The sequence below is a fragment of the Metabacillus bambusae genome (genome assembly GCF_017497975.1).
GTDB classification, from domain to species: Bacteria; Bacillota; Bacilli; order Bacillales; family Bacillaceae; genus Metabacillus; species Metabacillus bambusae.
The window spans coordinates 108,932-131,743 of sequence record NZ_JAGDEL010000001.1; the positions used below are offsets into that span (position 1 = coordinate 108,932).

General features: G+C 34.8%; 18 protein-coding genes. 2 read left to right on the forward strand and 16 right to left on the reverse strand.

What is annotated here, in order from left to right:
- Window positions 1-7: 7 nt before the first annotated feature.
- From I7822_RS00490 to uxaC, 4 genes are all read right to left on the reverse strand, one after another.
- Complete coding sequence (locus I7822_RS00490) at window positions 8-1,498, reverse strand: UxaA family hydrolase (protein WP_207974847.1); 1,491 nt, start codon at window positions 1,496-1,498, stop codon at window positions 8-10.
- Complete coding sequence (locus I7822_RS00495; protein WP_207974848.1) at window positions 1,482-2,966, reverse strand: tagaturonate reductase; 1,485 nt, start codon at window positions 2,964-2,966, stop codon at window positions 1,482-1,484. Before I7822_RS00495 ends, I7822_RS00490 begins: the two co-directional genes overlap by 17 nt.
- A 305-nt stretch (window positions 2,967-3,271) precedes the next feature.
- On the reverse strand, window positions 3,272-4,282 hold the full coding sequence (locus tag I7822_RS00500; RefSeq protein ID WP_207974849.1) for a LacI family DNA-binding transcriptional regulator: 1,011 nt from the start codon (window positions 4,280-4,282) through the stop codon (window positions 3,272-3,274).
- A 35-nt stretch (window positions 4,283-4,317) separates the two neighbouring features.
- The gene (uxaC, locus tag I7822_RS00505) at window positions 4,318-5,745 is read right to left on the reverse strand and encodes a glucuronate isomerase (RefSeq protein WP_207974850.1); all 1,428 of its coding nucleotides are present in this window, start codon (window positions 5,743-5,745) and stop codon (window positions 4,318-4,320) included.
- A 308-nt stretch (window positions 5,746-6,053) separates the two neighbouring features.
- Here uxaC and I7822_RS00510 point away from each other — a divergent pair, with 308 nt between their 5' ends.
- Window positions 6,054-6,932: a hypothetical protein gene (locus I7822_RS00510; RefSeq protein ID WP_207974851.1), complete on the forward strand. Its 879-nt coding sequence runs from the start codon at window positions 6,054-6,056 to the stop codon at window positions 6,930-6,932.
- A 145-nt stretch (window positions 6,933-7,077) separates the two neighbouring features.
- On the opposite strand, the gene I7822_RS00515 is transcribed toward I7822_RS00510, so the two are convergent.
- From I7822_RS00515 to I7822_RS00565, 11 genes are all read right to left on the reverse strand, one after another.
- Entirely contained in the window at window positions 7,078-9,069 is a 1,992-nt protein-coding gene (locus tag I7822_RS00515) for a beta-galactosidase (protein WP_207974852.1), read from the reverse strand.
- A gap of 47 nt (window positions 9,070-9,116) precedes the next feature.
- Window positions 9,117-9,794, reverse strand: a complete 678-nt coding sequence (locus tag I7822_RS00520; RefSeq protein WP_207974853.1) for a rhamnogalacturonan acetylesterase — start codon at window positions 9,792-9,794, stop codon at window positions 9,117-9,119.
- A 52-nt stretch (window positions 9,795-9,846) separates the two neighbouring features.
- Entirely contained in the window at window positions 9,847-10,881 is a 1,035-nt protein-coding gene (locus I7822_RS00525) for a glycoside hydrolase family 88/105 protein (protein WP_207974854.1), read from the reverse strand.
- 41 nt (window positions 10,882-10,922) lie between these two features.
- Entirely contained in the window at window positions 10,923-12,221 is a 1,299-nt protein-coding gene (locus tag I7822_RS00530) for an ABC transporter substrate-binding protein (protein ID WP_372442068.1), read from the reverse strand.
- A 509-nt stretch (window positions 12,222-12,730) separates the two neighbouring features.
- The gene (locus I7822_RS00535) at window positions 12,731-13,369 is read right to left on the reverse strand and encodes a YesL family protein (RefSeq protein ID WP_207974856.1); all 639 of its coding nucleotides are present in this window, start codon (window positions 13,367-13,369) and stop codon (window positions 12,731-12,733) included.
- Window positions 13,370-13,476: 107 nt separating this feature from the next.
- Window positions 13,477-14,370, reverse strand: a complete 894-nt coding sequence (locus tag I7822_RS00540; RefSeq protein WP_207974857.1) for a carbohydrate ABC transporter permease — start codon at window positions 14,368-14,370, stop codon at window positions 13,477-13,479.
- 3 nt (window positions 14,371-14,373) lie between these two features.
- On the reverse strand, window positions 14,374-15,273 hold the full coding sequence (locus I7822_RS00545; RefSeq protein WP_207974858.1) for a carbohydrate ABC transporter permease: 900 nt from the start codon (window positions 15,271-15,273) through the stop codon (window positions 14,374-14,376).
- Between the two features lie 89 nt (window positions 15,274-15,362).
- The gene (locus I7822_RS00550) at window positions 15,363-16,673 is read right to left on the reverse strand and encodes an ABC transporter substrate-binding protein (protein WP_207974859.1); all 1,311 of its coding nucleotides are present in this window, start codon (window positions 16,671-16,673) and stop codon (window positions 15,363-15,365) included.
- A 262-nt stretch (window positions 16,674-16,935) separates the two neighbouring features.
- A complete protein-coding gene (locus tag I7822_RS30120) occupies window positions 16,936-18,480 on the reverse strand; it encodes a response regulator (RefSeq protein ID WP_207974860.1) in 1,545 nt (514 codons plus the stop codon).
- Window positions 18,473-20,239, reverse strand: a complete 1,767-nt coding sequence (locus tag I7822_RS00560) for a cache domain-containing sensor histidine kinase (RefSeq protein WP_207974861.1) — start codon at window positions 20,237-20,239, stop codon at window positions 18,473-18,475. Before I7822_RS00560 ends, I7822_RS30120 begins: the two co-directional genes overlap by 8 nt.
- Window positions 20,240-20,475: 236 nt before the next feature.
- A complete protein-coding gene (locus I7822_RS00565; RefSeq protein ID WP_207974862.1) occupies window positions 20,476-20,847 on the reverse strand; it encodes a sensory rhodopsin transducer in 372 nt (123 codons plus the stop codon).
- A gap of 631 nt (window positions 20,848-21,478) precedes the next feature.
- On the opposite strand from I7822_RS00565, the gene I7822_RS00570 reads away from it, so the two are divergent.
- On the forward strand, window positions 21,479-21,985 hold the full coding sequence (locus I7822_RS00570) for an acyl-CoA thioesterase (RefSeq protein ID WP_207974863.1): 507 nt from the start codon (window positions 21,479-21,481) through the stop codon (window positions 21,983-21,985).
- Window positions 21,986-22,050: 65 nt separating this feature from the next.
- On the opposite strand, the gene I7822_RS00575 is transcribed toward I7822_RS00570, so the two are convergent.
- Window positions 22,051-22,512, reverse strand: coding sequence for an SRPBCC family protein (locus tag I7822_RS00575; protein ID WP_207974864.1), 462 nt, complete (start codon window positions 22,510-22,512; stop codon window positions 22,051-22,053).
- Window positions 22,513-22,812: the final 300 nt, after the last annotated feature.

Below are 22,812 nucleotides of genomic sequence, written 5' to 3' on the forward strand. Positions count from 1 at the left end.
CTATCACCTATAACGTAACACCTGTTTTAAAAATAGCAATCTCTCTAAAGTTATTCTTTTCGTGATTCAAAAGCTCACCACTAGCAACCTTAATAATATAGGTAATAAAATCCTCTAATAGCTCTACAGAGGATTGACCCTCAATAAGTGTCCCTGCATTAAAATCAATCCAATGACGCTTTGTTTCAAAGATTTGTGTATTTGTTGATATTTTCATCGTCGGAACAAATGTCCCAAACGGAGTCCCTCTTCCTGTAGTAAACAATACTAACTGACAGCCTGATGCTGCTAATGCAGTGGATGCAACTAAATCATTTCCAGGCGCACTTAGAAGATTCAATCCTTTTGAGTGTAATCTTTCACCATATTTTAGAACATCTACTATAGGAGCTGTTCCTGCTTTTTGAGTACAGCCGAGAGATTTATCTTCAAGTGTAGTAATTCCTCCTGCTTTATTACCTGGTGATGGATTTTCATAAACAGGCTGATCATGTTTTTGAAAATAACGTTTAAAATCATTAATTAACTCAACAATTTCATGAAAAACTTCTTCATTTTGCGCTCTTTCCATCAATATTTTCTCTGCACCAAACATTTCTGGAACTTCAGTTAACACAGTAGTCGCTCCTTGTGCGACTAAATAATCAGAGAGTCTTCCTAGCAAAGGATTAGCTGTAATTCCTGAAAAACCATCAGAACCACCACATTTTAAACCGATTTTTAATTCTGATAAAGGAATATCTTCTCGTTTATCCGCTCTAGCATTCTCGTAAATCTCAACTAGCAGATCTACACCCTCTTCAATTTCATTTGAAACCTCTTGTGAACGGAGAAACTTTACGCGATTCTCATTGAATTCACCTAAGGACTCTTTAAACTCATGAATATCATTATTTTCACAACCAAGACCTAAAACTAATACACCACCCGCATTTGGGTGTTTCACTGCATTCCCTAAAATCGTTCGGGTATTCACATGATCATCTCCGAGCTGTGAACAGCCATAATTGTGTTTAAGTACCTGTATATGTTCAAAAGGAGAAATATCTCCAACTCTTTCTTTAAATTCTCGAATGATTTGATCTGCAATCCCATTCACACAACCGACCGTTGGAACGATCCAAAGCTCATTACGAATTCCTACCTGTCCATCGTCTCGCTTATACCCTTTAAAGGTCATATTTTTTTGCTGTTCGCTCATATGTTGAATGTTAGGGTGATACTCATATTCTTCCACACCAGATAAATTTGTCTTCGTATTATGTGAATGCACCCAGGTACCCACATCTATATCATCAGTAGCATGACCAATTGGAAAACCATACTTGAGTATATTTTCGCCAGTCTTTATGAATTTCAATGAAAACTTATGTCCTTTAGCAACAGCCTCTTTTAACTGAATTGTTTCTCCATCTACTTCAAGCTTTTCATTTTCTTCTAGATGGCGAATAGCCACAGCTACATTATCAAGCTCATTTATTTTAATAAACGCTTTCATTATATTCACCCTTTAAATGTGGTAATTGTTTTAGAGCCTCGGTCATACCTAGTCTAGCAATGGTTACTACATATCTTGTTACCAATTCGGTTAAGTTGGGTATTTCATTTAAATTTAATCCCCAAAGTCTTTCATCAGATAAAATATTCGAAACAAGATCTCCGATTTTCATTTCACTGTCATCACAGTCGCTCCATAATTTTTTAAATAAAGTTAATGTCTCTTCATCATCAACAAGTTCAATTACCTCAGTTCCACGTTTTCCCTTGTAGAAATAGATTAAAGCACTTAATGAGAAGACGATTCCATTTGGCAGCTTTCCAAACTGATTTACATAGTCGAGTAGTGTCGGTAAGATCCTTGCTTTAAATTTTGAGATGGAATTTAAAGCAATACTTGATAAATAATGATGAATAAAAGGATTCTTAAAACGATTTAAGACATCTTCCGAAAAATTGGTAAGCTCTTCTTTCGAAAAGGATAATGTCGGAAGTATTTCATTGAACATTGTGTCTTCGATATATTCCTTCATAACGTCTGTCGTAACAGCTTCACTTACTGTGTTTAAACCATATAAATAGGAAACAGGAGTCATCAAAGTATGTGCACCATTCAATATTTTTACCTTCTTCAATCTGTAGGAGCTTAAGTCGTCGACTACATGGACATTTAATCCTGCTTTTTCAGCTGGGAATTCTTCTTTAACAAACTCTGGGCCTTCAATAACGAACAAGTGAAATTGCTCGCCAACAACGACTAGCTTATCTATATAACCAAGTTCTTCTGTTTTTTCTTTAATTGTATCCTTAGGAAATCCTGGTACGATTCGATCGACTAATGTATTGCAAAATGTATTCGCATCTTCCACCCAATCAATAAATTCAGTTTCTAAGTTCCAAGTGCGAGCAAATTGCAAAACGATTCTTTTTAATTCTTTTCCATTCTCTTCAATCAACTCACATGGAAGAATGATGAATCCTTTGGAACGATCACCTTTAAAGACTTGAAACCTTTCATATAAAAATGCGGTTAACTTACCAGGAAAGCTTTTTTGCGGTCGATCATGAAGTTGATCCTCAACCTGAAATGTAATTCCAGCCTCAGTCGTATTTGAGATAATAAAACGCAGTTCAGGATTTTTTGCCATTGCTAAATATTCAACATAATTATTGACTAAATTTAACCCTCTGCTAACACTACTAATTACTTCATGTTCACTAACTGGTTTTTGATCTTTAATCCCTTGTAAATATAAAGTATAAAGTCCATCTTGCTCGTTTATCATATCAACAGTTCCGTTTGGTGTTGACTGGACAACGACAACACGACCATTAAATAAATTTTGCTTATTCATTTCATGTATTTGCCAATCTGTAAATGCTCTTAGAAAATTACCAGTACCAAATTGCAGCACTTTTTCTGGATATAATTGATCATTGTCCAATAACGCTTTCGTTAAAATTTGCAATTTATTGCCTCCTTAGGAAAGAAATTTGCACACGTGAACATTTTTTCTAATAATAATGAAAAGTGTCCAACTATTAGGCTGTTTACGCAAACTTTGTTGCTATTTACCAAGTAATGCGGTGTGGTTGATTGCTGCGAGAGGATGCTCGCTTTCCGTGAGGTCGGACGGTGAGCATCCTCGGTGTAAATGCCTGCAGGAGTCACGCAATCCGCTCCAATCAACCTGAAATAGTTTTGTTTTAAAAGCAACAATCTCTTAGAAAAGAGCCAACCATTAATTCAACATCTATGGTTAGACACTTTCAATTATTGTACAACGCCAGGTCCAGCGACAGTTTGACGATTTACTAAGTTAGTTGTTAAGTATATTGGAGCAGGTTCTCCCACAACTTCATCCATTAATTCTAATAGCTTTTCAGCACCAACCATACTAATTTGTTCAATCGGTCTTTTTACCGTTGTTAGAGCTGGTGTCGTATATTCAGAAAAGCCAATATCATCGAAACCAATAATGGACATTTGCGTTGGTACGACAAGTCCTGCTTCGTTGATTGCTTTCATTGCTCCAATTGCCATATCATCATTTGAACAAAACACAGCAGTAGGCGGGCTATTTAGTAATAATAATTTTTTCATAGCCTCATAGCCGCTTTCCATATCATAATTCCCTTTCACCATATACTGCTGAAGAATAGGTACATTATGATCGATCAGGGCATTTAAATAACCTTCTTTTCGTTCTTGTGATGAGCGAAATTGTGAAGTACCTTCAATAATTGCAATATTCCGATGACCATTCTTAATGAACAAACTAACGGCTTCATAAGCTCCTTCACAATCATTTGATAAAATATTGACGATTGATCGATCCTCAACTTTGCGATTTAAAATAACAAGTGGGATTTTTTGCTCTAAAACATGATAGATAAACGCGTTATCCACATCACTTTGGCTCATCAAGATGATTCCATCAAATCTTTTCCGAGTGATAGATGAAAAAGATTGAAAATCCTGGATTCCTCGCACAAATAAATTATAATTTTCATCAATAACCGTATGTACACCTTTGATGGTTTCAGCTAAAAAACTTGAAGATGTACCATTAACTAAGCTAGTTAAAAATAATCCAATTGTATACGACTTCTGCAGGACAAGACTTCTAGCATGCACATCAGGTGAATAGTTAAGCTGGTTTGCTATCTCAATGATTTTTTGTTTTGTCTTATCTTTTATTAATGGACTATCGTTTAGTGCTCTAGATACTGTTGTATGTGAAACATTTGCTAACTTAGCAATATCCTTAATTGTAACTGCCACCTAAATACCTTCTTTCAATTCCTTTTAACCAAATATTATCCTTTTTCTAGTTCCAAGACACCGTTAAACTGAAAGTATTCTTTCGCATTGTAATAAGAAATACCTTGCACAATTTCACCTAGCATGTCAGGGTCATTCGGTACTTCACCATTTGCCACCCATTCCCCAATTAATTGACAGATAAGTCTTCTAAAATATTCATGTCTTGTATAAGAAAGAAAGCTTCTAGAATCAGTAAGCATACCAATGAATTGACTAAAAAGCCCAATATTCGCTAGCGTCTTCATTTGATCTAACATTCCGTCCTTCTGATCATTGTACCACCAGGCAGTTCCAAACTGCATTTTACCTCGAATTCCTCCACCTTGGAAGCTCCCAATCAAGCTTGCAAGCACATTGTTATCTCTTGGGTTAAGTGAATAAAGAATCGTTTTTGGTAGTGCATTCTCACTTTCCAACCGATCAAGGAATTGGCATAAAGGCTTCGCAACTAGATCATCATTCATACTATCATATCCAGTATCTGGCCCAAGCTCCCCTAACATTCTACTATTATTATTTCGTAGCGCGTTAATATGTAATTGCATTGCCCAGCCTAGGCTAGAATATTTCTTTCCTAAGAATACTAATGTATAAGACTTGTATTTCTTTTCATCCTCAATACTCACTTTTTCACCCGCTAAAGCTTGTTTAAAGATCCTATCAACTTCAGCTTTGTCTGCATCAGCAAACATCATTGTATCAATCGCATGATCTGAAACTCTTCCTCCTAGTTCATGGAAAAAGTCTACTCTTGATTCTAGTGCATTTAAAAAATCATCATAATTGTTAATTGTTGTATTTGAAATCGTAGAGAGGCTTTCAACCCATGCAACAAATTGATCTCGGTTTATTTCTAAGCCTTTGTCTGGTCTAAAGCTTGGCAAAACACGAACTTGAAAATCGTCTGTTGCGTTTAACTTTTGATGATATTCTAGAGAATCAACAGGGTCATCCGTTGTACAAATGACTTCGACACCAGACTTTTTAATAAGCTCTCTTACTGTGAATTCTTCACTATTCAATAATTGATTTACTTTTTCCCATATCAAAGGTGCACTTTTTTCATTTAAGATGTCGTAAATACCGAAAAATCGTTGCAGCTCTAAGTGTGTCCAATTATAAAGAGGATTCCCAATGGTCATTGGTATCGTTTTTGCCCAAGCTAGAAATTTATCATAATCACTAGCATTACCCGTGATAAATTCTTCTTCAATTCCATTCGCTCTCATTGCTCTCCACTTATAATGATCCCCATATAACCAAGCCTCAGTAATGTTTTTAAACTGTTTATTTTCATAAATTTCCTGAGGACTTAAATGACAGTGATAATCAATAATTGGTAAGTCCTTAGCATATTTGTGATATAACGTGATAGCAACATCGTTTGATAATAAAAAGTTTTCTCCCATGAATGTTTGCAAATTATTCAACCCCTTTTAGGTTTTAAATTCTTGCACACGTGAACATAATTATGAAATTCAAAACATTTATTTAGCTTATTTTAAACTATGTATTTTTTGCACACGTGAACATTTAACTTCATTATATACTGATGAAGAAAAATATTCAATATTTTCGAACAATATAAAAAAAACAATTTTTAATCTTCAAAGATAGTTAGAAATATAGTATTAATATCTTTTTATGGTAAATTTATCATTTTTTTTATAAACTAAAAGTAACGATATAATGACTTTCGATCTAAAAAACAAGAAAAGGTTGGAAATAAATGAAAAACAACAAACACTTTCTACTTAGACTACCTCTTTTGGCTTTGATTTCATTCCTTATACTCTCAATAGCAGCATTTGTTGTTAAGGACAAGAAAAAAATCTCTTCTCGTTTAGAAACTTCAAAATATCCAATTCCGATTTTGACTGTTATAAAAAAAAGTCTTGGTGTTTCCTCTTCTTCAGGAGAATATGATCATATTATCAATGGTATGTCTAAAATTGATGTTTTAAAGCAATACATAGAGCAAGTTGAAATACCGATTACTGGTATGTTATTCCGTGAAGCTGTCTACCATGTTTTCGGGTTAAACTTAAACAAAATCTCAGACGATGGTGAAGGAGCAAAACTCTCAATCTATTCTGACGAAATTATGGAAGGGTTAAGACAAGCTCTAAATATCAAAAATCATACAACTGAATCTAATAAAACCATCATGTCATTAAAAAAAGCGGAAGTGATGGACCTATTCCTTAAGAAATATAATATTGATACATATGAGGAAATGATAAGGATCGTTAATTTAATCTACGGCATAAACCTACCAGGGATTTCATCACTAGAGGATTCACGTATTTCTCTATATTCTAAAAATCAATGGTTGCTTCAAAAAGATACAAATTTATTTGTCGTCTACACAGGAAAAGGTGATATAGATGTTAAAGTGTATCCTACTCCGTATTACATTAAACAAACTGGTCTAACTGTATTACCCCAAGAACTTCAAAAAGCCTTACTAAATCTCGGCTTTCGTTTTGATGTTGAAAAGGAAGCCTATTACTATCAAAATCCGTCCGGTGAAACAGTATCAGATTCATTCAAAGGACAAACTCTTAATGCGATTCGAGCAGTTGTTGGTAACATGATGGTCGATTAATTGAAATGTATTGAATCATTAAATTGAAAAAGACAAAGCCACTACGCATAGAAGCTTTGTCTTTTTTCAAGAAAACGAATTTATGTTTTATACAAATGGCTGAGTGCCATTCATTCTGAGCCATTAAAATGGTACTTATTCCTACTCAATCATTTGTAAACCGAATTATTTTATATTGAAAAGGTTCGATTTCACATTTCCTATTCGAAATATGTTCATATGTTAATTCATCAATTCCATCATAAGGGAGAGTAACTGTTCCGCCCATACCATCCATATTGACAATAATCCATACTAGATATCCATTTCCTTGTCTTGGCGCTACGATTGTCCCTTTTGATACATCTGTTTTGATCGTAACATTTGCTTCTTCAGCATAATGATTGACACATTTTTTCAATAAAATGTCTCCTTGCTCCCCTATTGGTAAAGAGCCTAACATAACAATTTTGCCTTTTCCACGGCTATTTTCTGTTAAGAATGCTTTTCCTGCAGAGATCCCCTTCTTAATTATGCCTACTGACTTTCCTTCTTTTGGTTGAAATACAGAACTCCATATTCCTAAAGTTGCACTTGTTTCCATAAACTCTCCAATTGATTCAGTACCATCCATAGGATACGTAAATAGAGTTTCTACACCAGCAAGTTGATCTAACTCTCCTAATGCAGCATTTGTATGAAACGTATGATTTTTCGTTCTACCACCTGTAAGCGGTCCAACAATCCATATTCCACCCTCCTCAACAAATTTCTCTGCTTGAGAAATATAGTCAGGCGATAAATAGTGAACAAATGGAGTGAACAGTAATTTATATCCATTTAAATTCGCTCGTTCAGGAATAAGGTCACGATGGTAGCCAATCGATAAAATTTTCTCGTAATATTCAATCATAAGTGCTCGATAATCTAAGCCTTGATGAGGCTCCGTTTTTATAAAAGCCTTCGCGATATCTGAATAAGTAATTGCTACTTCAGCTTGAATGGGTTTTGTAGTCAGGATAACTGATTCTATTTCTTTTCTAGCTTTTTCTACTTCCATTACATTCTCAAAGCCAACTGTAGGTTTTCCCCATGCACTAATAACAGATCCATGTGGTTGTTCACATCCTGTGCGTTGCTGTCTCCAAAGCCAATAACAAAAGGCTTCTGCTCCTAATGCATAAGCCGCAACAGCCTCTGCTTTAAGATAGCCATTTGGATGTGGAGCAGCATAGCTTTCTAATGAAGCACTATAAGATGGGCTGGTTTCCATAATCCAAAAGTCTTTACCCTTTTTAAAATTCCGCCACAAATCACAGTTAAATAAATAGGAAGCAAAATTATTTTGTTCTGCATACGTATCAAATGAAGCAAAATCCAGATTTTCGTAAAGTCGCTCATTATCAACATGAAAAAAGGTTGTGCTATTATGTGTGATCGGTGCTTGAGAATGTTTACGAATAATTGCTGCTTGTTCATCTGAAAATTCTGCAATTTTTTCATATGAAAATAACTGATACATTGTCTTTAACGATGAATTATGTAGAAATGGTGCCGGACCAGGCTGTGGAACTTGGTCAAATTGATGATAATGTTGGCTCCAAATATGGGTTCCCCATGCTTCATTTAATTCATCTATTGTTCCATAGCGCTTTTCTAACCATTCATGCCATAGTGTCTTACATGTTGTACACATACATTCACTTACATGACATTTAAATTCATTGTCGATTTGCCAACCTATTACTCCGGGAAGCTTTCCAACTGCCTTAGCAATTTCCTCAGTAATAATTGCAGCTCTTTCACGAAAATAAGCATTATTAGTACAAATATGCTGACGAGAACCGTGTCCCATCACCCGTCCTTCCTCATCAACATACATACGTTCTGGGTGATTGTGGGTTAACCATATAGGTGGGGTAGGTGTTGGTGTACACATGACTGTTTCAATTCCATGGTTACTCAATTTATTAATCATGTTTTCAAAGAAACTTATATCAATCTTCCCTTCTTCCTTTTCAATGATTGACCAAGCGAATTCACCCATTCTGACAACATTTATCCCTGCTTCAATCATTAAATTTATATCGTCTTCTATAGCTTCTTCATCCCATAATTCGGGATAGTACGCAGCTCCATGATATAGTTTATTGCTCATATAGTCTGCCCTCCTCAATCTAATTAGTGAAAAAAAAGAAACCTTGATTAGTCAGTTATATAACACTTAATCGATAAATCTAATTCATTTATACCTTCAATGACTAGCTTTGCTATTTCATAAGCTCCAGCTTCGCAAAAATGGGTATTATCCTCAATCCCATCAGGATAGTTTGGATGTTCGTTTGGCAAGAACATCGTAAATAATCTCCGTGATTCTTCTTCTCCCAAGGCTTCATAAAGGCGCTTTGTTTTTGACCATAAATCAATTAATGGTACATCAAGCCCTTCAGCTAATTGGATCATGGCTAAAGGATATTCTCCTAATGTATTTTCAAGATGTCCATTTTCATCAAACTTTCGACGATGTACGGATGTAAGCAGGATTGGATGTGCTCCTTTTTCACGAGAACCAGTTATATATTGACTTAAATAGAATTGATATGTGGTATACGGCTCTGTCCCATAGGATTTTTGATCATTATGGCCAAATTGAATAAATAAGTAATCGTTTGGCTGAATGTGTTCTAGTATTGCCCTAAGTCTACCTTCTTCTATGAAACTATTTGAGCTTCTTCCACCGAGAGCTTCGTTAAAAACAATGATATTTTCTTTAAAAAAGGTTTGAAAAACTTGACCCCATCCAGCCATTGGAGCTTCATGCTTTGGACAGTTTGCGACAGTTGAATCACCTGCTAAATAGATCGCTTGTCTCTTCTGATCCATTTAGAATCTCCTCCTTGCAAATAGTTGTTAAATGATCAGATTTTTTTACAGATTACCGGTATACCTGTTTGCTAGTCTTTAATAATTCCGCTAAGAAAACGAGTACTAACCCTTGTCCCCATCCTTGAATCCGTTTATATGGTACATTTTTATATCCGGCTGCATCTTTCATAACTGCAGTACCAGCTGAAACCTTAGAGACTTTTCCATCTTCTTCAATTTCATTTATAATTCCATTGATTGCTTTTTGGGTGTACTTATTATAGAGGGTACCTCTAGTAAGAATGGCAGCTGCAATGGCTGATGATCCAGAGACTTCAAAGTATGATGTTGGGTCATCAACAATGGTGTGCCATAAACCTGATTCATCTTGTAGTCTAACAAGTGTACTTAATTGATCTCTTAATGAGCAGTCGATGATCATATAAGACGGATGCTGAACCTCAACTAACTCCAATGCTTTTGCCATTGTTAAGGCAGCCCAACCATTTCCACGAGCCCAGTAAATTGATGACATATGATTTTTGGCAATATTGTCCCAACCATGGTAATAAAGATTTGTCGTTGGATCTTGAAGGAAGTTTTCATGGCCATGATATTGCTTAAGTCCGTCTTCAACATAATCCTCTCGATTTAGTAGTTTTCCAACACGTAATAAAAATAAACCTGCCATCATCATCGTGTCGACCCATGCCTGTTCTGGAAAAACATCCTTCACAGAGTTAACAGTATGCTGAAATACTCCATCAGCAAATCTTGGAGCATCATTTTTAAGGTAATCTGCCATCTCTTTGATAACATTTAAATATTTCTCATCTTCTGTAACGTTAAAAAGTGTAATAAGTGCATGTCCGATCGAGACACCGTTAATTGATAACTTTGGTAATCCATCTTCAAGCCATTCATCAACCCATGATTTTAATAGATCGATATATTCTTGTTTTTCTGTTGCTTCATATGCTTCAGCAACTCCATAAAAAGCCACACCACCAGGCAAATCCCAGTTAAAATCCATTTGAAATGTACGTTCCACTACAAGATCGATTAAATGACGAATTTCCGCTTCATCAAATTGAAGTTTTGGCATACCATTATCCCTCCATTACTTTATCCTACTATTTTAATCTTCTACTTACTTTTTAAAATACTATCTGCTTGGGCTCTGAATTTTTTTGCACCTTCTTCAGGCGTAATTTTTTTGAATAAGATCTGATCTGAAATATCTTTTAGTGCTTTCATTACTTCCGCACTTCCTATTGGATCTGGTGGATAATATTCTTTCGTTATTTTTTTTGCCTCTTCTACATATTTAACAATTTTTGATTCACCTTCTGTAAGCTCTGGTTTAATGGCTTCAGATACTTTCGCGGAAACAGGTACTCCGCGTTCACCTTTTATTAATTTATTTGCTTCAATATTATTTACGAAGAAGTTAATAAATTTTGCGGCTTCAACCTTATGTTTTGAGCTTTTTGGAACTGAGAAAAGCATGCTTGGCTTTAAAAATAATGCTTTATTTTCAAGATGCTCAGGTGGCAGATGCAGTGTTAATTGTGCATCTGTTAATTGATCAAAGGCTGCATACTGGTTTGAATAATTCCAAGTAATCGCAGAAGTCCCCTTTACAATAAAGTCATCCTCCACACCTCGAACTACTGCTCCCTCATCAGGAGTTGGAAATGCATTTCTATCAATTAGCCTTACTTGTCTTTCGAAATAATCGACAAATAATTGATCATCAGTATAGGCAAGACCTGTTCCATCTTCTTTATAGAACTCTTCACCTTTTGTTCTTAAATAGTAAGGAAAAAAAATATCTGGTGGATTCATCCCATTTGATCCGTAAACATTTGCCTTTTTCTTAATATCTAGGGCAACTTGTTCCATATCATTCCAAGTCCAACTATTTCCATCGATGTTGATTCCAGACTTCTGCAAGATATCATCATTTGTAATAACAGATAGAACATTAATACCGAGTGTAAAACCGTACATTTTATCACCGATTTTCCCACTGGATAAAACACTTTCATCAATGGATGAAACATCAATCGTTTTGTCATCTATATACGGTGTTAAATTTTCTAACAAATCGATTTCACCATATTGAGATAAATACGCCATATCCATTTGCAAGACATCGGGAAGCTCGTTAGCAGCAGCCATTGGAGCTAGCTTTTTCCAATAATCATCCCAATATGCAAATTCTGCCTTGATATCAACATTTGGATTTTCTTTTTCATACATTTCAATAACCTTTGTTGTATACTCATGTCGTGGTTGACTTCCCCACCATGCAACTCTTAATGTAATGCTTTCTTCTCCACTTCCTCCACCATCACTTGTCTTCGTTTTACTCTCTGAACTACATGCAGTGAAAGTAAACAAAAACACAAAAATTAGGGCTAAAAGCAAAGCTTTTTTCACGTTCATCCCCCTCATTTTATATGTAAGTGCTTACATATAAAGTTTAATAGGTCAAAGAATTATTTTTAATATAATAACTAGACAAAATTGTTTAAAAAACAGAGGAATCCTTTATTATATCAGTAAAAATATCTATTAACCTATTATTATTGTAATCATTAATTTTCTGTAAGTCTACACCTTTGGATTGTTATGCAGGGATCTTTCAAGAAGGCTCTTTTCTAAGAGATTGTTGCTTTAAAACGAAAACTGCTTAAGGTTGATTGGAGCAGATTGCGAGCCTCCTGCAGGCGTTTACGCCTTCGGAGGCTCACCGCCCTCCCCGCGAAAAGCGAGCATCTGGAACGGAAATCAACCACACAGCACTACTTGGTAAATAGCAACAAAGTTTGCGAAAAAGCCTTCTAGAAAGACAATTCAAAAAAACACAAAGCGAAAGATCGTCATCCTCTTTCGCTAATATGGTCATTATTTAATTTTTGTTATCGATAATTTTTCAATATGATTGCTTAACTATTTTCCATAACTGTTTGGTGCTTTCGATTCATTTTATTGAAGGCGTTGTTCGCAGGCTTCGTAATTGCTAATGCTAAAACATTACCACTACAGATTATGAGTAGAGGGGGAGCATATGAGAGTAATAATAATAATCCAACACTACCTACTAGAATCAAAAGAGTAGAAAGTGGATTGTAAATCATAACAAAAAATGAATTTTTTATTACATCAAAGGACTTCATCTCATAATGAACAAACATAGGAAAAATATAAAATAGCATACAAACAAATATAATTGAAATGATATAAAAAGGAACTAATAAAAGGTTCTGGATTGACTGTGAAGCTTGTTGCAGGAAAAGAAAATCGATCAGTAATACTACACCCATTAACATAATTATTGAACCTAGAATATTACCTTTTAGAAACTCCTTTTTATATGAACTCCAAAATGTTTTAAAAACGGGAATATCCATTTCACCTAATGCCCATTTACGAACAACAGCGAACATTGCTGCCGTTGCAGGAAAGAAGCCAAAAATGATGAAACCAAGTAGTGAAAAGAATATCCATAATAGGTTCAATAGAGCTAGTCTTGAAATCCATTCCAGAATACTGTTTACTCCACCCATAAATCCTGTTGTTTCCATCCTACTTCCTCCTCATTCTTACTTCATCACTCAACTAAAGCTGTATCATGAATAATAGGGTGAAGAATGCATTTGCAAATCGTTTTATTCTCACCCTTTTTTTAACCTTAACCTTTTAAACCACTTGTGCTAATCCCTTCAACAACATGTCGTTGGAATAAGAAGAAGACAACAAATACAGGAATTAACGTAACGATCGACATCGCAAACATCGCACCCCAGTTAGAAACGGTTTCATTACTTAAGAACATATTTAATGCCATTGACACTGTATATTTATCAGGACTGTTTAAATAAAGAACAGGTCCAAGTAAATTATCCCATGTCCAGTAGAATGAAAAGATAGCAGCAGTCGCTAATGCTGGTCTAATTAATGGTAGAATAATTTTATAAAAGATTTTAAATGTGTTACATCCATCAATTGTTGCCGCCTCATCTAGTTCTCTAGGAATTGTTCGGATAAATTGTACCAATAAGAAAATAAAGAACGGATGTCCAAAGTATGCTGGAATAACAATTGGTTTAATTGAATCTAGCCAACCTAGTTTTGAGAATATAATATATTGAGGAATCATGACAACCTCATAAGGTAGCATCAATGTAACCATCATGATAGCAAACCAAAAGCCTTTTCCAAAGAAATTCATTCTAGCAAAGCCGAAAGCAATAAATGCCGAGGATATGACTTGGCCAATCATCGTAAAAATAACTAGAACGACAGTATTTTTAATGAAAACACCGAATGAATTTCCTCCAATCCCTTCCCATCCTTTTGAAAAGTTATCTAATATCCATGGATCAGGAATAAGGGACTTTGCTGTTACAAAGATCATTTCACTAGGTTTGAATGAACTCATTAAGAGCCATATAACTGGATAAAGCATTAATAATGCAAAGCCTCCAACGAGTACATGATAAACCCACCACTTTGCAGATTTTATTCGCGGAACACTAATACTTTGAGGATTGGTTATTGTTTTAAGATTTGCATTTGTCTTCATCTGTTATTTCCCCCCTTCAGATTCATAGTGAACCCAGTACTTAGATGTAAAGAAGATAATTGCAGTTAAGATCCCAACTATAATCAACATAATCCATGCCATTGCAGAGGCATATCCCATATTGAAGAATTCGAAGCCTTGAATAAAGAGATAAAGTGAATAAAGAAGTGTACCATCTAAAGGACCACCAGTACCTTTTGAAATGATAAACGCAGGAACAAAGGTCATAAATGCAGCAATTGTTTGCATAATCGTATTAAATAAGATAACAGGACTTAACATCGGTAATGTAATCTTAGTGAATTTTTGCCAATAGTTAGCACCATCTACACTTGCAGCTTCGTAATAGCTCATAGGGATACTTTTTAAGCCTGCTAAGAAAATTAACATTGAAGATCCAAATTGCCAAACAGATAAAAAGATGAGCATCCACAGTGCTGCAGTCGGGTCACCAAACCAGCGTACATCAGGAATGCCTAATAAACCTAAAAGAATGTTAACAATTCCTTCGTCACCGAAAATATTACGCCACATGATCGCAACTGCCACACTCCCTCCTATTAATGAGGGTAAATAAAACAATGATCTGTATAGTCCTACTGCTCTAGAAGTAGTATTTAAAATCATTGCAACTAATAGGGCGAATCCTAGTCTTAAAGGGACACCTGCAAGAACATAAATAAGTGTAACTTTAAGTGATTGCCAGTATCTTGGATCAGCAGTAAACATTTTTTTATAATTTTCAAGCCCTATCCATGATGGAGTTGAGAACATATTATATTGCGTAAATGATAAATACAGTGAGGTTAGAATTGGGATAAACGTAAATGCCAAGAATCCAATAACAAAGGGACCTATAAACAAGTATCCTCCCAAATTTTGCTTTATAGCGCGGGCACTCATACTATCATTTCCTTTCTTTAAAAAATCGACTTTTCATTTAAAATACGATAGCTGATCGTATGGTGATCAGCTATCATCTATCTCTAAAATTATTTATTTTGAGACAAAATACTTTCTGCCTGTTGTCTAAACTGTTTTGCAGCATCTTTAACCTCAAGCTGACCATAATTCATTTGCTCAGACAAACTATCAAGAAGTTCGATCACTTCTCCAGCGCCAATTGGGTCTGGACCATCGAATTCTGAACTATTTTGTTCAGCCCATTCTACACTATCAAATACTTGAACTTGTTCAGGAGATAGTTCAGGTTTAAGTGCTTCTTTGACTGCAGATGAACCTGGAATACCACGCTCACCCAAAATCAGTTTATTCGCCTCAATATCATTTACAAAGAAATCAATGAATTTCGCAGCTTCTTCTTGATGCTTAGAATTATTTGCAACCGACCAGAACATACTCGGTTTTAAGTATAAGCCTTCTTTTGTTCCTGGTCCTGGCATAGGATGAATGCTTAACGGTCTATTAGCAACTTGTTGTAAACCTACAAATTGGTTTGACCATTGCCAAATTCCTAGCGCATCTTTTGTAACAACTGGATCATCTTCAATCCCTTTTAATTGTGCTAAATAATCGGGAGTTGGCACAACACCATCTTTTACCATATCTGAAGTCATTTCAAAGAAATCTACAAATAATTGATCATCATCATAGCCTAAAGTAGTACCGTCTTTACTATAAAGTGATTTTCCTAATGTTCTTAAATAGTAGTTGAAAAATACATCTGCTTTCATTCCTGTATCAACAAATACGCCTGCATCTTTTGCTTTTTTAGCCAATTCCTTATAGTCATCCCATGTCCAATTCTCATCCAGGGATTCTACCCCAACTTTTTTCAACAACTCAGGATCATAATGGAAGCCAACAACATTTACCCCAGCATTAAATCCATATAATTTATCACCGAGTTTCCCACCATCAATGATTTTGTCACTGAAATTTGTTACGTCAATTTGCTTATCTAAAAATGGTGTTAAGTCTGCTAACTGGCCATTTTCAGCATATTGAGAGAAGTAAGAAAGATCCATTTGAATAATATCTGGTAATTGTTGAGCTGATGCTTGAGGTGCTAGCTTTTTCCAATAATCATCCCAGCTTGCATATTCAGCTTGGATTTTCACATTCGGATTTTGCTCCTCATACATTTTTATAACCTCAAGTGTATAGTCATGTCTTGGTTGAGAACCCCACCAAGCTATACGAAGTGTGATTTTTTCATCTTCACCATCACCTTTACCACTATCAGAATCAGAACTAGATCCACCAGATGAACTACTTCCACTACATGCCGCTAAAGAAAATACCATTACAACTGATAGCAACAAAAACAGCAACTTCTTCATTTTTATATCCCCCTTTTTATTATCCTGTTAACGCTTACAATGTTTATTTTATAGGCTTTTTCACACGATTTGAATTTAAAAATCAGATATCTATGTTTAAAAAACAGAGTATTCTTACCATTGATACATTGTTCTTTAGCCCTATTCATAGACTTTGGAGTTGGCTTTCAAAGCGCTTATTCACACTATTAGAATTTTATAGTTTCAAATACACTAAAAAACTCATTATCTAAAAAAAGCGAAATTAGATAATGAGTTTAAATTATTGTAAATATGCTTTTCGATATTCTGATGGAGAATATCCAGTATATTTCTTAAACACCTGACTAAAATATTGAGGATTATCACCAAATCCAATCATTTCAGCTAGTGTAAACACCTTCACATCATCCATCAGTTCAATCTGTTCAATTGCTTTATTAATTCGGGCCTGTGTAACATAGCTTGAAAATTTCTCACCGGTTTCCTGTTTAAATAACTTACCTAAATAATCAGCATTCATGTAAACTTTGTTTGCTACCCATTTAAGTGAAAGCTCAGTATTCCCGAGATGCTTATGAACAAGATCCATCATGCTATGAATGACTGCTGAGTGGTTGGATTTATGTCTTTCATAATGAACCTGAGTAATCTCATGTGCAATTATGACAAAAAATTCTTTCATTTGCTGAATTGTATCCATATCCATTAATGAAGACATTTTTTCCATATAATTTTGAATTCCTTTTGAATCAGAGCTTTGAATCACTTGTAAAAATAGCTGCATGACATAGGAACGGGTTAAACTAGTGGAAAGCATTCTTTCCGTTAAATCATGAAAAAAACCAGAAATTTCACTCTCTACCTTTTCCCAATTCCCTGACTTTATTAATAAGCAAAGACTTTGTCCATCATAATCAAAATTATAAGGTTGTTTTTCATGGCGAATATCACTTTTAGTTATAATACTTCCTTCCCCTAAATAAAAGCGATGATTCAAACATTCAAGTGCTTCTAAATAAAGTCTTCTTGCCTGTGAAATACAATCTACTTCACTAATTGCAACAGTCATATCCATTTCATAAATTTCATAGAAATGAGTTCTTAGTTGTTCAATCTTTTCCTGCAGGCTTGCAAAATTGTCATCATTTACAAGAAACAAAACATATTCTCCTATATTTGTTGATAAAATCGATGGGGTAAAAAGATCTTCCCCTAGGTTTTCAATAACAAACATATGTTCATAATGATAGTCTCCCTCTAGTCGAAACACAATTAACCTAATTTCCTCTACTTGAAAATTAATATGAAAAAGCTTTTCGTAAAATTGAATTCCCCTGTTACCATCATTTTTACTCGTAATAAATTCTTTGAGCAATTGTTTTCTTACATAAGGCTGTATCTGTTCAAGGCGACTTTTCATATCCAATAGAAACCGCTCTCTATTTTCTTCACTCTTTAATTCATTAATTACATTTTTCATTGCATCAATAATAATATTCTCATTACAAGGCTTTAATAAATAATGTTTCACACCATATTCCATTGCTTGTTTAGCATAGTCGAATTCACTAAAGCCTGATAGGATAATAAATTTAATAAAAGGGTGTTCCTTTGATACTCTTTTAACTAATTCAAGTCCGTTTAATCCAGGCATCTTAATATCACAAATGACAATGTCTGGGAGCTTTTTTATAATGATGTCATAGGCTTCAAGACCATTTCTTGCTGTTCCGATTAATTCAGTCCCCATGTCCTCCCAGTTTATGATGCTTGAAATCCCTTCTAAAATAATTCTCTCATCATCAACTAATAATACTTTATGCATAGTCCCACCTCGTTTGATATGGTATGACAATGAGTACCTTTGTTCCTTTATTGATCTTACTATCAATCTGTAAACCATATTGATTGCCAAAGACGAACTTAATTCTAGAGTCGATATTACGTAATCCTATTCCATTTCCTCTCGTTTTGATTTCACCTTTTTTCACGCATTCAAGCTGCTGCTCGTCCATGCCAATGCCATTATCTTCAACAAGGAGATGAAGCAAATCACCGTTTTTATATGCTGAAACACTAATCCTACATGGCTCAATCATCATTTCCAATGCATAATGAATCGCATTTTCAACCAATGGTTGAACAATAAGCTTAGGGAGCATACATTCCTTCACATCTTCATGAATCGATAAATGAAAATCTAAACGTTCTTCAAAACGGAAACGTTGGATGGTTACATAATGTTCGACCATATCGATCTCCTCTTGCACTGTGATGACATCATCTTTTAAACTAATTGCATTCCGTAATAAATAGCCAAGAGATTCTACCATTTTAGATATTTGCTGTTGTTTATTGATCTTCGCTAACCAATTGATTGATTCGAGAGTATTGTATAAAAAGTGTGGATTTATTTGAGATTGTAAGGCTTTAAATTCAGTATCTTTAACTAAAAGCTGCTTTTCATAATTTTCTTTAATGAGCTCATTAATTCGCTCAATCATGACGAAAAAGTTCCGATGGAGAATTCCAACCTCATCTTGAAACTGTGAGGGCTTAAAGGTATCTGCAACTTTAAAATCTCCATTTTGTACATACTTCATGGCGGAAACTAAATTTTCGATCGGATTTGTGATTCGCTTAGAAAACTGAATAACTAAATAAATGGCACTTAAAAAGAGTGTAAGGAATAAAAAAATCACCACAAATTTTATAGCCGTTACCTTCGCAAACATCGTTCCGAAAGGAATCACATTCCAATAGGTCCAATTTGCGTAAGGGGATTTTGAATATGTCACGAAGTAACTTCTGCCATACACTTTTTGGAATTGATAGCCTTGATTCGTATCCACTGTAAAATTAAGCTTATCTAAATGGGTAAACGGCTTTTCTGTAAAAAAGATGTCCTCACCTTTTGAGATGATAATAATACCTTCTTGCCCTTCCCACTCTCTAGGGAGTTCTTTAACAATTTCATCCAATTTAACTTCAATTACTAGGGTTCCTAATTCCTCAAGACTTAAATTCCGAGATGATTTTAACTGCCTTGTTGAAAAAATTGAATCTTTCGAATCTTCGAGCGAAACCCATACATTACTCCCATTACCAGCTTTGGCTTTTGTGATCATTTCTTCTTTATGCTTATCTAATAGTGATGATGGTGTGCTACCTGCACGATATTCCGTTCCATTTACATCAAATAGTTGGATAGATTGAATATACTTCTCTGCTCCAACATAACTTGTTAGCTTTTCCCAAATCTCTCTTTCAATTTGATATTGCTCATATTTAGATACTTCGTCTTTCGTTTTGATTAATGCATTTTGAATAACATTGTCAGACATAATTTTATATGTTACTTCCTCAATATTTTTTAATTCATCTTCAATTCGATTAGAGGACATAATTAAGACTTGTGAGGATTTACGATAAATTTGTTCATCATAACTAGAAAAAGCATATTGAAATCCGACAACAATGAATGCTAAACAAACAACCATAATAATCGAAATAAAAACAATTAACTTATACTTAATTTTTAAGTTTTTATACCGGGTTGAAAGATACGAGATTAGTTGCTTCATAGCCCTTTGTACCCCTTTAATTTGCCTAATACCCAACAAACGAAAATCATAGTAAAAATAAATATAGTGAAAAGGAGCAGTAACAGGGATTGTAAAATCCTCCACCACTCCCAAACTACCTACTAATTATTGTTTATATATTATGTTTTGTATTATGAATTAATTTGCAGCGATTCGCAAACGTTTTCATTATTGCTTACCAATTTATTCTTTCCATTATTAAATATTTTTGGTAATTATTTTAGTGGATATCCCATTGTCGACATAAGGGCTAATCCTGGTTGAGTAGAATCTAATCGACTATATTGAACAATAATCGGTAGATCACTTTCAACTTCAATCGAATATGGAACACCAAATGGTATCGTATCTCCATCAAGCTCTAAAGTTGAGGTTCGAAGATGATTACTTCTTTTCCCTTGTACGATTACAGGTATTCTTTCAATTGGGTTACGATCCTCAAAATATATTGAAATAAATATATTCGCATCGTTTTCATTGCAATTTAATATACAAATAGATTCATGGCTTGTAAGTTCCCCAGAACTTAGTGGTGGAATATATCCATCTGGAATGATCCAATGTGTTTCACCCTTTTTTTTATTCAAACAAATCTCCTCCTAAATAAATTACTTACTTTGATAATTAAATCATTCGTTCAAATTAGTTTTAATTTGTGCGATTATGTTCATTATAATATGGTTAGCGATATTTAACAGTACTTTTTGTAAAAATGATTATATCTTAGCTAAAAGCCTCCGTTAAATCTTATTGTTGTTTTTTATATTGGCTGTTTTCGCGAACTTTGATGCTATTTACCAAGTAATGCGGTGTGGTTGATTGCAGCGAGAGTTGCTCGCTTTCCGCGGGGCGGGCGGTGAGCCTCCACGGCGTAAACGCCTGCATGAGTCTCAACTGTCCCGCTGCTTCTGCAGGAGTCTCGCAATCCGCTCCAATCAACCTGAATTAGTTTTTGTTTTAAAAGCAACAATCTCTTAGAAAACAGCCTTTATATTAGATAGGAAATTCTTGCTCCCTCAGTTTTCAACAGTTTTGTTTAAAGAGCCATCGAAAAGGAAATACGCTTAAAGGAATAAAGAATGAGTATATTTTCCAGGTTTCGTAAACAATATCATAAAATGTTGTTAGGGTTTAATACAAATAAATTGACGCTGTTGATTGAAAAAAGAATAATGAAAACAGAGGATATTCATTACAGACAGTCAGGAGAGAATGCAAATGGTTGAAAGAGCCGCAAAAAAATGCAATGAATCACTTGTTATTAAAACTAGCAGAGTTTTCCCATTGGATACAAATAACCACAATACATTATTTGGTGGAAAATTAATGAGCTATATTGATGATGTAGCATCGATCTCTGCAGCGAAGCATTCTCGATGTGAGGTTGTAACAGCGTCAACAGATTCTGTTGATTTTTTAGTCCCAATACGTCAGAGCGATTCTGTTAGTTTAAAATCCTATGTTTCATCAGTAGGACGCTCCTCTATGGAGGTATTTGTAAAAGTGATAGCTGAGGATTTAAGAACAGGGGAACGAAAGCTTGCTGCTACTTCCTTTTTAACATTTGTAGCTTTAGATGATCAAGGGAAACCTGTCCAAGTTCCAAAAGTGATTCCTGAATCTGATGAAGAAGTTATGCTTAATAATACTGCAGGTCAACGGATTAATGTACGAAAAGAACGTCGAGAGCATAGTGAAGCATTTGCAAATGTAGTAACACTTTGAATTGTCTCTAACTAAAACGAGGCTATGATAATGCCTCGTTTTCCCTTGCAAAATGACTTTAACTATTATTCGTTATTATTTTCTGCCATGTTCTTAATTTTAGGAAGTACTTTTCCCCAGATCTCAGCACTTAGATCACGGTATTTCTCCCCATCTTTCATAACAGAAAAATCCCCCTGTAAGATATGGAGTGACGTCTTTCCATCTTGCTCCGACAAATTGAAGGTAATACCGTCTTCCTCGGTAACTGGTGGCCTTTCTGAACTACGAACATCAAACACAGTAAAGCGCAAAACTTTATGTAGCTCAAGAGCTGTGACATTTCCTTCAACAATGACTGTTTCGTCCTGACCTTTCCAAAGAACGGGACTACCAAAGTTCCATTCAGATACTATGGAAAATTGTGGACCTCCACTTGAGAACTCACTTGCCCACTGATCTGCATAAGTAGGGTTTGTAAGCGCCTCCCATACCTTTGCACTAGATGCATTGATTTCTATTGATTCATCAACAAAAAGCTTTTCCATATGTACCTCCTAATATAATAAACATAGTTTCTCATTCAATTATACTTTTAGAAATCCGTTCAATCAAACCTATATAAACACTTAAAATTTAAGAACAAAAGCTCAGGGCTCCTTCATCAACGCTGCAGAATGAGCACTCCGGAAACACGATTAGCATTAACAATTCGATGTTGACTTATCACTATGAGGAGTGTGAAGTTCGCTAAGCGCTGGATGTTAAAGTGTTATCCAAAGTACATATATTTTATAATTTCCTAAACGAAAATAGAGCACCCAAAAAACGGGTGCTCTAAATGAGAA

Coding starts and splice junctions, on each gene's coding strand:
- I7822_RS00490 (WP_207974847.1), bottom strand. CDS start 1,498: ATGAAAGCGTTTATTAAAATAAATGAGCTTGATAATGTAGCTGTGGCT.
- I7822_RS00510 (WP_207974851.1), top strand. CDS start 6,054: ATGAAAAACAACAAACACTTTCTACTTAGACTACCTCTTTTGGCTTTG.
- I7822_RS00515 (WP_207974852.1), bottom strand. CDS start 9,069: ATGAGCAATAAACTATATCATGGAGCTGCGTACTATCCCGAATTATGG.
- I7822_RS00520 (WP_207974853.1), bottom strand. CDS start 9,794: ATGGATCAGAAGAGACAAGCGATCTATTTAGCAGGTGATTCAACTGTC.
- I7822_RS00525 (WP_207974854.1), bottom strand. CDS start 10,881: ATGCCAAAACTTCAATTTGATGAAGCGGAAATTCGTCATTTAATCGAT.
- I7822_RS00535 (WP_207974856.1), bottom strand. CDS start 13,369: ATGGAAACAACAGGATTTATGGGTGGAGTAAACAGTATTCTGGAATGG.
- I7822_RS00540 (WP_207974857.1), bottom strand. CDS start 14,370: ATGAAGACAAATGCAAATCTTAAAACAATAACCAATCCTCAAAGTATT.
- I7822_RS00545 (WP_207974858.1), bottom strand. CDS start 15,273: ATGAGTGCCCGCGCTATAAAGCAAAATTTGGGAGGATACTTGTTTATA.
- I7822_RS00550 (WP_207974859.1), bottom strand. CDS start 16,673: ATGAAGAAGTTGCTGTTTTTGTTGCTATCAGTTGTAATGGTATTTTCT.
- I7822_RS30120 (WP_207974860.1), bottom strand. CDS start 18,480: ATGCATAAAGTATTATTAGTTGATGATGAGAGAATTATTTTAGAAGGG.
- I7822_RS00560 (WP_207974861.1), bottom strand. CDS start 20,239: ATGAAGCAACTAATCTCGTATCTTTCAACCCGGTATAAAAACTTAAAA.
- I7822_RS00570 (WP_207974863.1), top strand. CDS start 21,479: ATGGTTGAAAGAGCCGCAAAAAAATGCAATGAATCACTTGTTATTAAA.
- I7822_RS00575 (WP_207974864.1), bottom strand. CDS start 22,512: ATGGAAAAGCTTTTTGTTGATGAATCAATAGAAATCAATGCATCTAGT.